Origin of the sequence: Enterococcus sp. DIV0774 (assembly GCF_050539095.1) — a bacterium.
Lineage (GTDB): Bacteria > Bacillota > Bacilli > Lactobacillales > Enterococcaceae > Enterococcus > Enterococcus faecalis.
Window position 1 is genome coordinate 841,104 of sequence record NZ_CP172923.1, and the last position, 16,086, is coordinate 857,189.

At 35.0% G+C, this 16,086-nt stretch carries 14 protein-coding genes; 10 read left to right on the plus strand and 4 right to left on the minus strand.

Annotated elements, in window-relative coordinates:
* Positions 1–364 precede the first annotated feature (364 nt).
* From IGL86_RS04195 to IGL86_RS04205, 3 genes are all read left to right on the plus strand, one after another.
* A complete protein-coding gene (locus tag IGL86_RS04195) occupies positions 365–811 on the plus strand; it encodes a GNAT family N-acetyltransferase (protein WP_010713539.1) in 447 nt (148 codons plus the stop codon).
* 139 nt (positions 812–950) lie between these two features.
* On the plus strand, positions 951–1,664 hold the full coding sequence (locus IGL86_RS04200) for a DsbA family oxidoreductase (RefSeq protein ID WP_033625697.1): 714 nt from the start codon (positions 951–953) through the stop codon (positions 1,662–1,664).
* Between the two features lie 70 nt (positions 1,665–1,734).
* On the plus strand, positions 1,735–2,130 hold the full coding sequence (locus IGL86_RS04205; RefSeq protein ID WP_002358131.1) for a DUF805 domain-containing protein: 396 nt from the start codon (positions 1,735–1,737) through the stop codon (positions 2,128–2,130).
* A gap of 185 nt (positions 2,131–2,315) precedes the next feature.
* On the opposite strand, the gene IGL86_RS04210 is transcribed toward IGL86_RS04205, so the two are convergent.
* Positions 2,316–3,737, minus strand: coding sequence for a helix-turn-helix domain-containing protein (locus IGL86_RS04210; protein ID WP_002382000.1), 1,422 nt, complete (start codon positions 3,735–3,737; stop codon positions 2,316–2,318).
* A gap of 174 nt (positions 3,738–3,911) precedes the next feature.
* On the opposite strand from IGL86_RS04210, the gene ebpA reads away from it, so the two are divergent.
* From ebpA to srtC, 4 genes are all read left to right on the plus strand, one after another.
* A complete protein-coding gene (gene ebpA, locus IGL86_RS04215) occupies positions 3,912–7,376 on the plus strand; it encodes an endocarditis and biofilm-associated pilus tip protein EbpA (protein WP_154224958.1) in 3,465 nt (1,154 codons plus the stop codon).
* 3 nt (positions 7,377–7,379) lie between these two features.
* Positions 7,380–8,810, plus strand: coding sequence for an endocarditis and biofilm-associated pilus minor subunit EbpB (ebpB, locus tag IGL86_RS04220; RefSeq protein ID WP_002366437.1), 1,431 nt, complete (start codon positions 7,380–7,382; stop codon positions 8,808–8,810).
* The gene (ebpC, locus tag IGL86_RS04225) at positions 8,807–10,690 is read left to right on the plus strand and encodes an endocarditis and biofilm-associated pilus major subunit EbpC (protein WP_002360608.1); all 1,884 of its coding nucleotides are present in this window, start codon (positions 8,807–8,809) and stop codon (positions 10,688–10,690) included. The genes ebpB and ebpC overlap by 4 nt, the downstream gene beginning before the upstream one ends.
* 93 nt (positions 10,691–10,783) lie before the next feature.
* The gene (gene srtC, locus IGL86_RS04230; protein WP_033625699.1) at positions 10,784–11,638 is read left to right on the plus strand and encodes an Ebp pilus assembly class C sortase; all 855 of its coding nucleotides are present in this window, start codon (positions 10,784–10,786) and stop codon (positions 11,636–11,638) included.
* A gap of 68 nt (positions 11,639–11,706) precedes the next feature.
* Here the strand turns inward: srtC and IGL86_RS04235 are convergent, their stop codons facing one another.
* Positions 11,707–12,000, minus strand: coding sequence for a hypothetical protein (locus IGL86_RS04235; RefSeq protein WP_002358125.1), 294 nt, complete (start codon positions 11,998–12,000; stop codon positions 11,707–11,709).
* A 195-nt stretch (positions 12,001–12,195) separates the two neighbouring features.
* Here IGL86_RS04235 and IGL86_RS04240 point away from each other — a divergent pair, with 195 nt between their 5' ends.
* From IGL86_RS04240 to IGL86_RS04250, 3 genes are all read left to right on the plus strand, one after another.
* Entirely contained in the window at positions 12,196–12,399 is a 204-nt protein-coding gene (locus tag IGL86_RS04240; protein WP_002381996.1) for a DUF378 domain-containing protein, read from the plus strand.
* Positions 12,400–12,744: 345 nt separating this feature from the next.
* A complete protein-coding gene (gene entV, locus IGL86_RS04245; RefSeq protein ID WP_033625700.1) occupies positions 12,745–13,257 on the plus strand; it encodes an enterococcin EntV in 513 nt (170 codons plus the stop codon).
* On the plus strand, positions 13,242–13,427 hold the full coding sequence (locus IGL86_RS04250) for a hypothetical protein (RefSeq protein ID WP_033625701.1): 186 nt from the start codon (positions 13,242–13,244) through the stop codon (positions 13,425–13,427). The genes entV and IGL86_RS04250 overlap by 16 nt, the downstream gene beginning before the upstream one ends.
* Positions 13,428–13,792: 365 nt before the next feature.
* On the opposite strand, the gene IGL86_RS04255 is transcribed toward IGL86_RS04250, so the two are convergent.
* Positions 13,793–13,987 carry a hypothetical protein gene (locus tag IGL86_RS04255; RefSeq protein ID WP_002360606.1) on the minus strand — a complete coding sequence of 65 codons (195 nt, stop codon included), beginning with the start codon at positions 13,985–13,987 and terminating at the stop codon, positions 13,793–13,795.
* A 266-nt stretch (positions 13,988–14,253) separates the two neighbouring features.
* Complete coding sequence (locus IGL86_RS04260; protein WP_002377851.1) at positions 14,254–16,005, minus strand: DUF262 domain-containing protein; 1,752 nt, start codon at positions 16,003–16,005, stop codon at positions 14,254–14,256.
* Positions 16,006–16,086 lie beyond the last annotated feature (81 nt).

The window sequence follows — 16,086 nt, forward strand, 5'->3', positions numbered from 1 at the left end:
AAGCTTTCAACTATCGGCTAGTAATTAAATAATATACAAAAGGGAGCATCCACTGCAGTTATTTCTCACAGCGGATCCTCTCTTTTGTGGTTAAAAAGAAAAAGTTAACTGCTCCCCAACAGTTAACTTTTAATCATGTTGCACATAGTTAAAACACTCTATATATCATTTATATCATTTGAAACGGGCAGTGTAAAAAGAAATCTCTTGAAAAGAGTCTCCATTTATAGGGAAGATTTCCCATAAAAAAGAGAAACGTATAATCACAGAGAGTTAGAGAAAGCAAAGGGAAACAAGTATGTTAAAATAAGAAGCAAGAAAGAATACAAGTATGCAGAAAATAACAACTAATTAGGTGAAAACAATGGAAATACATTTTGAAAAAGTAACAAACGATAATCGTAAAGCAGTGGAAAACCTACAAGTTTTCGCTGAACAACAAACCTTCATTGAATCAATGGCAGAAAATCTAAAAGAATCGGACCAATTTCCAGAATGGGAATCGGCAGGTATTTATGACGGCAATCAATTAATCGGCTATGCCATGTATGGACGTTGGCAAGATGGGCGCGTTTGGTTAGACCGCTTTTTAATTGATCAACGGTTCCAAGGACAAGGTTATGGGAAAGCAGCCTGTCGACTTTTAATGTTAATGCTAATAGAAAAATACCAAACAAACAAGCTATACTTGAGTGTTTATGATACGAACAGCTCAGCAATTCGGTTGTATCAACAACTTGGTTTTGTATTTAATGGTGAATTAGATACGAATGGTGAGCGGGTAATGGAATGGACACATCAGAATAAGTAGATAGAACAGGTGAGACAAAAGCCATAGCGCATTTTGTTTCATCTTTTTCTTTTAATTGGCTTCATTTGTTTACTTTTAGTAAGTAAAATGGTAAATTTAGTTCAATCTGTTTTGAAAAAAGAGTTACTGGAGGGTAAGGATGAAAATAGAATTTTTCCATGATGTTATTTGTAGTTTTTGTTTTCCAATGTCTGACCGCATGCATGAGATTCAACAAGAATTTCCTGAAATTGAATTGATTCATCGGTCGTTTGCGTTGGGGTGGTCCGCAAACGATTTTGAAACAATGTTTGGCTCACGAGCAGCAGTAAAAGAAGAAGTTTTGACGCATTGGGTGCATGCCAATCAAAACGATTCAAAGCATCGTTTTAATATTGAAGGGATGAGGAAGCAACGATTTGATTTTCCAACATCAAAGAATGCATTATTAGCAGCAAAAGCAGCTGGATACATTGGCAACCAAGACACTTATTGGTTACTGTTTGATAAGTTACAAGAAGGTTTATTTATGAGAAGTTTAAATATTGAAGAGCCAGAAGTAATTGAGGAGCTAGTAAAAGAGACAACGATTGATTTTGCTTTATGGAAAGAAGCTGTTGCTTCCGAGGCTGTTTGGACGGCGGTTCAAGAAGATTTTGCGCTAGCTTCTGCTTATGGTTTACAAGGAGTTCCCGCACTAATCATTAATCAAAAATATTTAATTAATGGTGCAGTACCGAAACAACAAATCAGCCAAACTATTCAAAAAATTCTCGCAGAAGAAAAACAACAGCAACCGTTAGTTTCATTAACTCCTTCTTCTGAAAAGTCAGCTTCGTGTGAGTTTAAGGAAGGCACATGGACGTGTCATTAAGCGGCATAAAATAACGTTATTCTTTGACAAAACGAAAGACTTCTGTAATAGTTAATGCGGGGGTGATAATATGTTTAACGCGTATAGAGAATACTGGAATAATATTACAACAATGAATGCGTCAGCAACACGAGCACAATATTGGTGGCCACAATTAATTAATTATTTGGTGTTAGGGATTTATTCAGCAATTACGGGCGTTTACAGATATATTGAAGTAACACCCAATGATGGAACAATCATTAAAGAATGGAATACTGTGACCATTATCTTTTTCTTGCTGACTGCTTTAATTTGGTTGGCAAACTTTACTGTTCGAGCAAGAAGATTGCATGATCGCGACCACAGTAACTGGTGGATTTTATTCTATTTACTTCCTTTTATCGGTACTTTAGTGATCTTCATTACATTAATTTTGCCAAGTAAAAGTCACACAAGATGGCCAGTGAATCAATCAGAAATTTAATTTGCTGGTTTCGTTTAGCTGATTATCTTAAGAGTGAAAATAGGACATAAGTCGAAATGACTTATGTCCTATTTTCTTTTTTATTTCAGAAAAATAAAAATATCTTCTGTATGATGGCACCTCACATTACGCGGTTCTTGATAAAAGGGCTATCTTTTTGGTAGATAGGGAAAACCATTAAGACGTTAAAAGTTTAATAAATCGAGCAATTCTCTTTTGTTAGAAAATAAGATAGCATCATTAATTAAAATACTTGGAACACTGGTTTCAATAATTGGTTGATTGGTAATAATCAAGTCAAATTCTTCGAGTCGATGGTCACCTAATTGTTCTTCCGTAATTGCTAACGTATTTGAACGAATCCGATGCAAAGCTAAAATATCGTGGACATAGTTTCCAATATATTGACTATGATTCAGGCCCATGTCGCTAATAATCAAAATCTTTTTTGAGTCGAAACTCTGGTTAATTTCTGGAAAAGTATTAAGCAACCAAAAAATATAAGAAGATGAATAGTTTAATAGATTTGTTTCTAAAAGAGCGGAAAAGAAATGCAATTCTGCTTTTAATCGTGCATATAAGTGAAGCTGAGTAAAATGAATTTGTCGAGTGAAAAAGGTGGCCCTTTGTGTCAATTCGGAGGTGTCAAAAGGCACTAATTGAGAAAACAAATAAAGACAGGTTAACAAGTGAACAGCGAAGTCGACGACTTCTTCTGTTAATTGTTCAATCTGTGAAAAAGCATTAAATTTTAAATTTTCACGTATTCTTTGACTGATGACTTCTTGGTCTTCGGAGTAGTATTGCTGAAAAGCGCCTCTTTGAAAATACCGGAGAACTTCCCGATAGGTTTCACGGCTGAGCCCAGTAAAATGACGACTGAGTAAAAGATAATCTTCCATTTTGATTGGACTCTTTTTATCTGTTTTTTTCTGGAAACGTTGCTGAAAGCCTTGATGCTCTCTTAATAAATCAACAATAAAATACATAATAAAGAAATCGTGTTCATAACTGTTATCCATACTAATAATATTTAATTGGCATTGATTACGACGCATTAATTGTTTGATTTCTTGCTTATCTAATTGATAAGGCAATTCATAATGACCATAATACATTAAAAAGAAAAAGGTTGTAAAAATACGTAAAGGCAATTCTTCTGTTTGGCTAGTTAATTGATAGCCTTGATCAACGATAACGCGAAGAGAGTAAGTTTCCAAGACCTGATTACATTGCTTCAATTTTCGAGCAAAAGAAGAGCGACTAATATTGATGGTATCGCAATAATATTCGATGGTTTTGCCAGGATTTTGGATAAATTCATGGAGCAATTGGGTGGTCGTTGACGTTTTTGCCATATCCGTCAGCACGTTTAAATATAAGGACACATTAAAGTTTTCTAAACGATAGCCTAATTTATGCGATGTTTTAATGGTTAAACTTTCGCCCCAACGCTGTTTAATCTCCTCAATATAACGAATAAAAGTAGACTCAGAACTACCAATATATTTTGCAAGTTCTTTTTTAGTCATCCATTTATCAGAAATGGATAAGACACGAATGATTTCTTCCATTTTCCGATAATTTTTTTCTAAAAACCTAATCATATTGTTTCCTCCCAAGTCCTTTACTTTAATGAAACAATCATCGAAACAATAACGCAATTTCAGAAATGAAACCGCTTGGTATGAAAGCTGGTGTGATTTAATGAGCTCCTTCTCTGTATAATAATTATCAGATTAGAATAATGAAATTTTACGTGCTAGGCAATTCTAATTTAACTGTTAATTCATAAAAGAAAGGAGAGAACAGACATTAAATTACTAAAGAAATTTGGGGTTTTCGGCGTAGTCTTTTTACTTGTCTCATCCTATTTCATACCGCTCATTGGCTATGCAGAAACAGCCAAAGAAGTTGAAATTACATCCGCTCAAATGATAACAGATGAGAATGATAAAACGAATATTAATATCGAGTTAAATCTTCTCAACCAAACAGAGCAGCCATTACAACGAGAAATTCAATTGAAAAATGCACAGTTCATGGATACTGCTGTAATTGAAAAAGACGGATATTCTTACCAAGTGACTAATGGTACGCTTTATCTGACTTTGGACGCACAAGTAAAAAAGCCGGTACAGCTTTCGTTAGCTGTTGAGCAAAGTTCGCTTCAAACAGCTCAGCCACCTAAGTTATTGTATGAAAACAACGAATATGATGTTTCAGTTACTTCTGAAAAAATAACAGTAGAGGATTCTGCTAAAGAATCAACTGAACCAGAAAAAATAACTGTACCAGAAAATACGAAAGAAACTAACAAAAATGATTCGGCTCCAGAAAAAACAGAACAGCCGACCGCAACAGAAGAGGTAACCAATCCATTTGCAGAAGCAAGAATAGCGCCAGCCACTTTGAGAGCGAATCTGGCACTACCTTTAATTGCACCACAATACACGACGGATAATTCTGGTACTTATCCGACAGCTAATTGGCAGCCCACAGGCAATCAAAATGTGTTAAACCATCAAGGGAATAAAGACGGTGGTACACAATGGGATGGTCAAACGAGTTGGAATGGGGACCCTACTAATCGCACAAATTCTTATATTGAGTATGGCGGTACAGGAGACCAAGCCGATTATGCCATCCGAAAATATGCTAGAGAAACAACAACACCAGGGCTTTTTGATGTATATCTTAATGTGCGTGGGAATGTTCAGAAAGAAATCACGCCATTGGATTTGGTCTTAGTCGTTGACTGGTCCGGTAGTATGAATGAAAACAATCGGATTGGTGAAGTACAAAAAGGAGTGAACCGTTTTGTTGATACATTGGCAGATAGCGGTATTACCAATAACATCAACATGGGCTATGTTGGCTACTCAAGTGACGGTTATAATAACAACGCCATTCAAATGGGACCGTTTGATACAGTCAAAAATCCAATTAAAAATATTACGCCAAGTAGCACTAGAGGAGGAACTTTCACTCAAAAAGCATTAAGAGATGCTGGTGATATGTTAGCAACGCCAAATGGACATAAGAAAGTTATTGTACTTTTAACGGATGGCGTCCCAACCTTCTCTTATAAAGTGAGTCGAGTTCAAACAGAGGCGGATGGTCGCTTTTACGGGACACAATTTACGAATCGACAAGACCAACCAGGTAGCACTTCTTATATCTCTGGTAGCTATAATGCGCCAGATCAAAACAATATCAATAAACGAATTAACAGTACGTTTATCGCCACGATAGGTGAGGCAATGGCCTTAAAACAACGTGGGATTGAAATACATGGATTGGGCATTCAATTGCAAAGCGATCCACGAGCTAATTTATCTAAACAACAAGTTGAAGATAAAATGCGCGAGATGGTGTCAGCCGATGAAAATGGAGACCTTTATTATGAATCCGCGGATTATGCACCAGACATTTCTGATTATTTAGCGAAAAAAGCCGTTCAGATTTCAGGAACGGTTGTAAACGGAAAAGTAGTTGATCCAATTGCTGAACCTTTTAAATACGAGCCAAATACATTATCAATGAAAAGTGTGGGTCCTGTTCAGGTTCAAACATTACCAGAAGTGTCGCTAACAGGCGCTACAATTAATAGTAATGAGATTTATTTGGGTAAAGGGCAAGAAATTCAAATTCATTATCAAGTACGTATTCAAACAGAGTCAGAAAACTTCAAACCTGATTTTTGGTATCAAATGAATGGTCGGACAACGTTTCAGCCATTAGCCACGGCCCCTGAAAAAGTTGATTTTGGGGTTCCTTCTGGAAAAGCACCTGGCGTGAAGTTAAACGTGAAAAAAATCTGGGAAGAGTATGATCAAGACCCAACAAGTCGGCCAGATAATGTGATTTATGAAATTAGTAGAAAGCAAGTAACTGACACAGCCAACTGGCAAACTGGGTATATTAAATTATCAAAACCAGAAAATGATACCAGCAATAGTTGGGATCGCAAAAATGTAACCCAACTTTCCAAAACCGCGGATGAAAGCTATCAAGAAGTTCTTGGGCTTCCCCAATACAATAATCAAGGACAAGCTTTCAATTATCAAACAACCCGTGAATTAGCAGTTCCTGGTTACAGTCAAGAAAAAATCGACGATACTACTTGGAAAAACACGAAGCAATTCAAGCCATTAGATTTAAAAGTAATCAAAAATTCTTCCTCAGGTGAGAAAAACTTAGTGGGAGCCGTCTTTGAATTGAGTGGTAAAAATGTTCAGACAACATTAGTGGACAATAAAGATGGTAGCTATTCCTTGCCAAAAGATGTGCGCCTACAAAAAGGGGAACGCTATACATTAACTGAAGTAAAAGCACCTGTAGGACATGAGTTAGGCAAGAAAACGACTTGGCAAATTGAGGTGAATGAGCAAGGCAAAGTAAGCATCGATGGACAAGAAGTGACCACCACAAATCAAGTTATTCCATTGGAAATTGAAAATAAATTTTCTTCTTTGCCAATCAGAATTAGAAAATACACCATGCAAAATGGCAAACAAGTGAACTTAGCAGAGGCGACTTTTGCGTTGCAAAGAAAAAATGCTCAAGGAAGTTACCAAACTGTGGCAACTCAAAAAACAGATACTGCAGGATTGAGCTATTTTAAAATTAGTGAACCTGGTGAGTATCGAATGGTGGAACAATCAGGACCATTAGGCTACGACACTCTTGCTGGAAATTATGAATTTACTGTTGATAAATATGGGAAAATTCACTATGCAGGCAAAAATATTGAAGAGAATGCGCCAGAATGGACACTGACACATCAAAATCATTTGAAACCTTTTGACTTAACGGTTCATAAAAAAGCCGATAATCAGACGCCACTTAAAGGAGCGAAATTCCGTTTAACAGGACCAGATACGGATATTGAATTACCAAAAGATGGCAAAGAAACGGATACTTTTGTTTTTGAAAACTTAAAACCAGGGAAATATGTCCTAACAGAAACCTTTACGCCAGAAGGATATCAGGGGTTAAAAGAACCAATCGAATTAATAATTCGCGAAGATGGTTCAGTTACGATAGATGGGGAAAAAGTAGCAGATGTTTTAATTTCTGGAGAGAAGAATAATCAAATTACTTTAGATGTTACTAACCAAGCAAAGGTTCCTTTACCTGAAACTGGTGGCATAGGACGCTTGTGGTTTTACTTGATAGCGATTAGTACATTCGTGATAGCGGGTGTTTATCTCTTTATTAGACGACCAGAAGGGAGTGTGTAATCGATGAAAAACGCACGTTGGTTAAGTATTTGCGTCATGCTACTCGCTCTTTTCGGGTTTTCACAGCAAGCATTAGCAGAAGCATCGCAAGCAAGCGTTCAAGTTACGTTGCACAAATTATTGTTCCCTGATGGTCAATTACCAGAACAGCAGCAAAACACAGGGGAAGAGGGAACGCTGCTTCAAAATTATCGGGGCTTAAATGACGTCACTTATCAAGTCTATGATGTGACGGATCCGTTTTATCAGCTTCGTTCTGAAGGAAAAACGGTCCAAGAGGCACAGCGTCAATTAGCAGAAACCGGTGCAACAAATAGAAAACCGATCGCAGAAGATAAAACACAGACAATAAATGGAGAAGATGGAGTGGTTTCTTTTTCATTAGCTAGCAAAGATTCGCAGCAACGAGATAAAGCCTATTTATTTGTTGAAGCGGAAGCACCGGAAGTGGTAAAGGAAAAAGCTAGCAACCTAGTAGTGATTTTGCCTGTTCAAGATCCACAAGGGCAATCGTTAACGCATATTCATTTATATCCAAAAAATGAAGAAAATGCCTATGACTTACCACCACTTGAAAAAACGGTACTCGATAAGCAACAAGGCTTTAATCAAGGAGAGCACATTAACTATCAGTTAACGACTCAGATTCCAGCGAATATTTTAGGATATCAGGAATTCCGTTTGTCAGATAAGGCGGATACAACGTTGACACTTTTACCAGAATCAATTGAGGTAAAAGTGGCTGGAAAAACAGTTACTACAGGTTACACACTGACGACGCAAAAGCATGGATTTACGCTTGATTTTTCAATTAAAGACTTACAAAACTTTGCAAATCAAACAATGACTGTGTCGTATCAAATGCGTTTAGAAAAGACCGCTGAACCAGACACTGCGATTAACAACGAAGGACAATTAGTCACGGACAAGCATACCTTGACTAAAAGAGCCGCAGTTCGTACAGGCGGCAAGTCTTTTGTCAAAGTTGATAGTGAAAATGCGAAAATCACCTTGCCAGAGGCTGTTTTTATCGTCAAAAATCAAGCGGGGGAATACCTCAATGAAACAGCAAACGGGTATCGTTGGCAAAAAGAAAAAGCATTAGCTAAAAAAATCACGTCTAATCAAGCCGGTGAATTTTCAGTTAAAGGTTTAAAAGATGGCCAGTACTTCTTGGAAGAAATCTCTGCACCAAAAGGTTATCTTCTGAATCAAACAGAAATTCCTTTTACGGTGGAAAAAAATTCTTATGCAACGAACGGACAACAAACAGCACCGTTACATGTAATCAATAAAAAAGTAAAAGAGTCAGGCTTCTTACCAAAAACAAATGAAGAACGTTCTATTTGGTTGACGATTGCAGGCCTGCTAATCATTGGGATGGTAGCCATTTGGCTATTTTATCAAAAACAAAAAAGAGGAGAGAGAAAATGAAGCAATTAAAAAAAGTTTGGTACACCGTTAGTACTTTGTTACTAATTTTGCCACTTTTCACGAGTGTATTAGGGACAACAACTGCATTTGCAGAAGAAAATGGGGAGAGCGCACAGCTCGTGATTCACAAAAAGAAAATGACGGATTTACCAGATCCGCTTATTCAAAATAGCGGGAAAGAAATGAGCGAGTTTGATAAATATCAAGGACTGGCAGATGTGACGTTTAGTATTTATAACGTGACGAGCGAATTTTACGAGCAACGAGCGGCAGGCGCAAGCGTCGATGCAGCTAAACAAGCTGTCCAAAGTTTAACTCCTGGGAAACCTGTTGCTCAAGGAACCACCGATGCAAATGGGAATGTCACTGTTCAGTTACCTAAAAAACAAAATGGTAAAGATGCAGTGTATACCATTAAAGAAGAACCAAAAGAGGGTGTAGTTGCTGCTACGAATATGGTGGTGGCGTTCCCAGTTTACGAAATGATCAAGCAAGCAGATGGTTCCTATAAATATGGAACAGAAGAATTAGCGGTTGTTCATATTTATCCTAAAAATGTGGTAGCCAATGATGGTAGTTTACATGTGAAAAAAGTAGGAACTGCTGAAAATGAAGGATTAAATGGCGCAGAATTTGTTATTTCCAAAAGCGAAGGCTCACCAGGCACAGTAAAATATATCCAAGGAGTCAAAGATGGATTATATACATGGACAACGGATAAAGAACAAGCAAAACGCTTTATTACTGGGAAAAGTTATGAAATTGGCGAAAATGATTTCACAGAAGCAGAGAATGGAACGGGAGAATTAACAGTTAAAAATCTTGAGGTTGGTTCGTATATTTTAGAAGAAGTAAAAGCTCCAAATAATGCAGAATTAATTGAAAATCAAACAAAAACACCATTTACAATTGAAGCAAACAATCAAACACCTGTTGAAAAAACAGTCAAAAATGATACCTCTAAAGTTGATAAAACAACACCAAACTTAGATGGTAAAGATGTGGCAATTGGCGAAAAAATTAAATATCAAATTTCTGTAAATATTCCATTGGGGATTGCAGACAAAGAAGGTGACGCTAATAAATACGTCAAATTCAATTTAGTTGATAAACATGATGCAGCCTTAACTTTTGATAACGTGACTTCTGGAGAGTATGCCTATGCGTTATATGATGGGGATACAGTGATTGCTCCTGAAAATTATCAAGTGACTGAACAAGCAAATGGCTTCACTGTCGCCGTTAATCCAGCGTATATTCCTACGCTAACGCCAGGCGGCACACTAAAATTCGTTTACTTTATGCATTTAAATGAAAAAGCAGATCCTACGAAAGGCTTTAAAAATGAGGCGAATGTTGATAACGGTCATACCGACGACCAAACACCACCAACTGTTGAAGTGGTGACAGGTGGGAAACGTTTCATTAAAGTCGATGGCGATGTGACAGCGACACAAGCCTTGGCGGGAGCTTCCTTTGTCGTCCGTGATCAAAACAGCGACACAGCAAATTATTTGAAAATCGATGAAACCACGAAAGCAGCAACTTGGGTGAAAACAAAAGCCGAAGCAACTACTTTTACAACAACGGCTGATGGATTAGTTGATATCACAGGGCTTAAATACGGTACCTATTATTTAGAAGAAACTGTAGCTCCTGATGATTATGTCTTGTTAACAAATCGGATTGAATTTGTGGTCAATGAACAATCATATGGCACAACAGAAAACCTAGTTTCACCAGAAAAAGTACCAAACAAACACAAAGGTACCTTACCTTCAACAGGTGGCAAAGGAATCTACGTTTACTTAGGAAGTGGCGCAGTCTTGCTACTTATTGCAGGAGTCTACTTTGCTAGACGTAGAAAAGAAAATGCTTAATTTCTAGCATCACCGAAGAAATTTTTAGAAAAACAAAGAGCCTGGGCCAATCACTGTCCCAGGCTCTCATGCTTTATTTTTAAGGAGGAAGCAATGAAGTCAAAAAAGAAACGTCGTATCATTGATGGTTTTATGATTCTTTTACTGATTATTGGAATAGGTGCATTTGCGTATCCTTTTGTTAGCGATGCATTAAATAACTATCTGGATCAACAAATTATCGCTCATTATCAAGCAAAAGCAAGCCAAGAAAACACCAAAGAAATGGCTGAACTTCAAGAAAAAATGGAAAAGAAAAACCAAGAATTAGCGAAAAAAGGCAGCAATCCTGGATTAGATCCTTTTTCTGAAACGCAAAAAACAACGAAAAAACCAGACAAATCCTATTTTGAAAGTCATACGATTGGTGTTTTAACCATTCCAAAAATAAATGTCCGTTTACCAATTTTTGATAAAACGAATGCATTGCTATTGGAAAAAGGAAGCTCCTTGTTAGAAGGAACCTCCTATCCTACAGGTGGTGCGAATACACATGCGGTCATTTCAGGCCATCGTGGTCTCCCTCAAGCCAAATTATTTACAGATTTGCCAGAATTAAAAAAAGGCGATGAATTTTATATCGAAGTCAATGGGAAAACGCTCGCTTATCAAGTGGATCAAATAAAAACCGTTGAACCAACTGATACAAAAGATTTACACATTGAGTCTGGCCAAGATCTCGTCACTTTATTAACTTGCACACCGTATATGATAAACAGTCATCGGTTATTAGTTCGAGGACATCGTATCCCATATCAACCAGAAAAAGCAGCAGCGGGGATGAAAAAAGTGACACAACAACAAAATTTACTATTATGGACATTACTTTTAATTGCCTGTGCGTTAATTATTAGCGGCTTCATTATCTGGTACAAGCGACGGAAAAAGACGACCAGAAAACCAAAGTAGTATGACGAAAAGGCTAAACATACTAAAAAAAAAGAGTAAAAAAATAGCTTTTTAATTTTTAATCCTCCTTATCGTGCATAATTGAACCAGAGAAACAGAAGTATTAACGAAATAACTAAAAGAGCAAGCCCTGAATAAAAAGCGACAAAGGGCCAATCAATCGACTGTTTAAATTCCTGCCAAGTTTGGATTTTTCTGTTTTTTTTCGCGCTATCCTCAAGCGTGAGTAAATAATTCAATAGTAAGAGGAGCAGCAACACCGTGAAATCATTTGTGGTAAAAAGCACATGTAAAAATAGAATGACAAAGACAACACGGGATAACACTCGATTCCGCAAAATTAAAAATAACTTAGCACGCATAATAAACCACCATTTCTTATCAGAGATAATGAATCTGTTTTTGTCTACTCTTTAGTTATATCATAAAATTCTTAATAATGAAAAAATGATTCGAGAAAATAATTGAAAAAAAGTTTTTTTCCTGAATCATTATTTTCGTAAATAAAGAATAAACGTGTTACTCTTGGCTTATCAAATTTGGAAGGAGTGTTAAAAATGAAATATCTGGATATTATTGCTTTAATTTTATTGATTGTCGGAGGTTTAAACTGGTTATTAGTTGGTGCATTTAATTTTGATTTAGTTGCAACAATTAGTGGCGGTGCAACCACACCATTAGCAAAAATTATCTATATTATTGTCGGAATTTGTGCGATTTATTCTATTAAGTTTTTAGCTCCTTTGTTCCGCGAACCATAGGATTGATTTAAAAGATTTAGATAACGTGAAGTTATTTTGACTTAGTAATTGAGAGTTTCCTTGAGAAAGGGGACTCTTTTTTTATTTTCTATATTCGTTTCAGAAGGTTTAGGCAAGCTCAAAAAATATTTCAAGAGAGCAGCGTTGTTTTCAAAATAGAACCTAGCATTACATCTAACCTGTGTCTTTTTTTGAATCATTAGTTCAAATTGATGTGATCACTAGTGAGAAAAATCAGCTCTAGGATATATAGGAAAATATAAGCATCAAATAGGGATTTTGATGATAAATTATCTTTTTCCTTGTTATGATTATAACAAGGAAAAAGAAAGTAGGGATTTATAGATGGAATTACAGGTAACAAAAAAGGCTAAATTTTTTTGTTTGGCGATGGCATTACTAATGACATTAGGTATTTTTATCAGCGCTGGTACAAGTGTTTATGCATCTGACCAACTAGAGGATTCAGAAGTTGAGGCTGTAGCAAAAGGACTGGAAGAAATGTATGCGAATGGGGTGACGGAAGATAACTTTAAAAACTATGTCAAAAATAATTTTGCTCAGCAAGAGATTTCTTCAGTTGAGGAAGAGTTAAATGTAAATATTTCTGATGCTTCAACAGTAGTTCAAGCACGTTTTAATTGGAATGCATTAGGAAGTTGCGTTGCTAACAAAATCAAAGATGAGTTTTTTGCAATGATTAGTATCAGCACAATTGTAAAAGCTGCACAAAAGAAAGCCTGGAAAGAATTAGCAGTGACTGTATTACGCTTCGCTAAAGCCAATGGGTTAAAGACGAATGCTATTATTGTAGCTGGACAACTAGCTTTATGGGCAGTTCAATGTGGGTTAAGCTAATGAATTTAAAAGATCATGTTACGGAAATAGTAATTACTTTTATCATCGCTTTTGTATATACTTGGATAGATTCAGGAGAAATTGAAATCTTAAAGACTCTTTTGATAACAATAATATTTTTAGCCATGTTCTATGCAATACCCAAAATCACCAATAGAAAAAGAAAATGAAGTGGTTTTAGAAAGATAATGTGATAGGAAGTGTAAGGGGAGGTAACGAGCCTTCTCTTTATTTTTTTATTGACCTGTTATGTAGATGGTTCACGACAACCACATTAACAGTTTAAGAGGTAATACTTATAAAAAAGCCATAGAAATTTCATTACACTTAAGGTAGAAATATAAGTATCCTATATAACATTCAGGTTTAAACTATTCAATGTTTCTTTGATAAGCTTAGCATAACTTGATTCCTACTTAGAATGGGTTCAGTAACTTTAATTCTACAGAATTTTTTGGGGTCTTTTTTGTGAATCAAAAAAGATGTTGGAAAAAATATTGATATTAGAAATATATAAGCTAAAAACTACATCATATCAAGATATGTTTTTTTCTAAATCATCAAAATACTTTACTAATATTTCCGCTTTTCCAAGTCCAATATTTTCAATAGCTGTTTTTCCACTTCTGATTTTGTCAATGTATTGCGTGCTGATTCCAGTTTCTTTTGCAATACGATAGCTCGTTAAATCTAGGTCTATTAATTTTTCGATTTTTTCAGTGTAAGTCATTTAATCAACTACTTTCTTTTGCTTAATATGCCTACAATTAACAAGATCACTGAGTAAGTAATCCAATTAATTACAGTAAAAAGTGTCAGTACTAAACCGACTAACACGATAGTTAATAATAGTAATACATAATTTTTATTATTCATGTTATTCTTGCTAGAATTATTCTATAGAGAAGGGAATACTAGCAAGAATAATAGGGTTAGTTTATTTCTATACTATCTAGCTTTGATATAAAACATAGTTATTAGTAATTGAAAAGATGGCTAAAAAGATAAGTTTTGTAGCAGTCTTTTTCTTAATTCTTCCTTCCTATCTGTATACATTTGGATGAATTCATTCTTTTTATAAACTTTATTTAGTAAATTCCTATTTAGATAATAATCCAGTTCCTCGTTAGAATTATATCTTTTTAATATCCAATCATCGAAATACTTATTATTTTTTTCTGTATTAGGAATGCCTTCTAGTAGTTGTAAATTTACAATTGTATCGATGTGTTCAACAATAAATGTTATTTCTTCTTCTGAATAACCTATTTCTCTTAAATTCTTTTTATTTTTATATTTGCTTGAAGGGAATATATGATCTTGGTGAAACTTATTTTTTAAATCTATGGCTGGAAAAATTACCGATAAAAGTGTGAAAGAGTACTTTCCAATTTTTGTATCTAGTAAATAATCAATGTCTTCATCCGTTATGATTAAAGATTTGTTTGTATCTCTAACTTTAAGAAGTTTTGACAATGGGAACCCTTCGGATAAATCCTGCATATTTTCTCTCATTTTAAGTAATATTGAGTCTGGAGTTCCTCCAAAGATTCTTTTTAACAAAGAAATCTGAACAAAATATTTTATTTTATTCCTATCATTTAAGTATCTATCAGCTTCTAAATAGTTATTTGGGCAATCAATTTTGTATAGGTAATAAACAACAGGGATGATTACACTATTAGCAATTAAAGTATCTCCATTAAACCCAAAATTTGAAAGTAAATTCACTGCTAAAGATATTGCTTTTTTTGTCTTTTCCCAGTTAGTTTCGATTAGGTTTGTGGTTTGTTTGTCAAAATTGGAAGCTCTAAATTTAATATTCTTTTTATCAGTTAACACTAAAGCAGCCTTTAAAATATTATCTTTGTTAAAATTGAAACCGTTTCCTATCATATTTAGTTCATCAACTAATGAATAAATTTCTTCTCGAGCATTCAGATTTTGCCATTTAGCAGTTGCTAAAGAAAGCAAAAGGTCAGAATAAGTTAGCGTAGTACCACCGCTATTCATTCTGATAAAGATATCTAAAACCTTATCAATTTCTTGTGAATTTTCTTCATAATATGCCAATATATCTTTTTCCATCATTTGATGTAAAGTTCCTAAAGAATTCATAATATAACTTGTTTTTTCAACGGATTCATTAGGAAAATTTTTCCGATAAAGCTCTTGATATCTAGCAATCACAGTAAACATTTCACCTACTTCAAATTGCAAAATATCGGAGACAGGGTACCAAAGAGTATCTTCGGTAAAATCCTCTGCTTCCTCATTAGTTAAAAATCTAAAATCAAATTGAACATCTTTGTTGGTATCTAAATTTGGAGAAACGATATTTAAATAAAGCTGTCTCGAAGGATAAGCATTGTCATTATTTTTCCATGCTCCTTTTATTTTGTAGCTGTAGGTACCTTTCAAAGCTATATAGATAGATGTTATTCTTTGTTGCCCATCTAGTATTGCTGTAACACTATCTTTATGTGAAATATTGATTTTTGTATTATGTCTAGCATCTCTTTGATGGTATTCTTTTAATATGTTATAAAATTCATATTTATTTATATTTTCATTTTGGACGTTCCAAAATAAGAACGAGCCGATGGGATATCCTTTCATAATGGAATCGAATAATCTTTCAATTTGTTCTGGTTTCCATACAAATTCTCTTTGAAGCGCAGGTAGTACATATTCATTGTTATCTATTTTCTTAATTAAATTTTTTATAGTGAAATTTACGTAACCCATTTTGAGAATCTCCTTTGACATTATTTAATTAATTTTACCACATAAAATACAAAAATATTGAATCTATTTTTATTATACAAA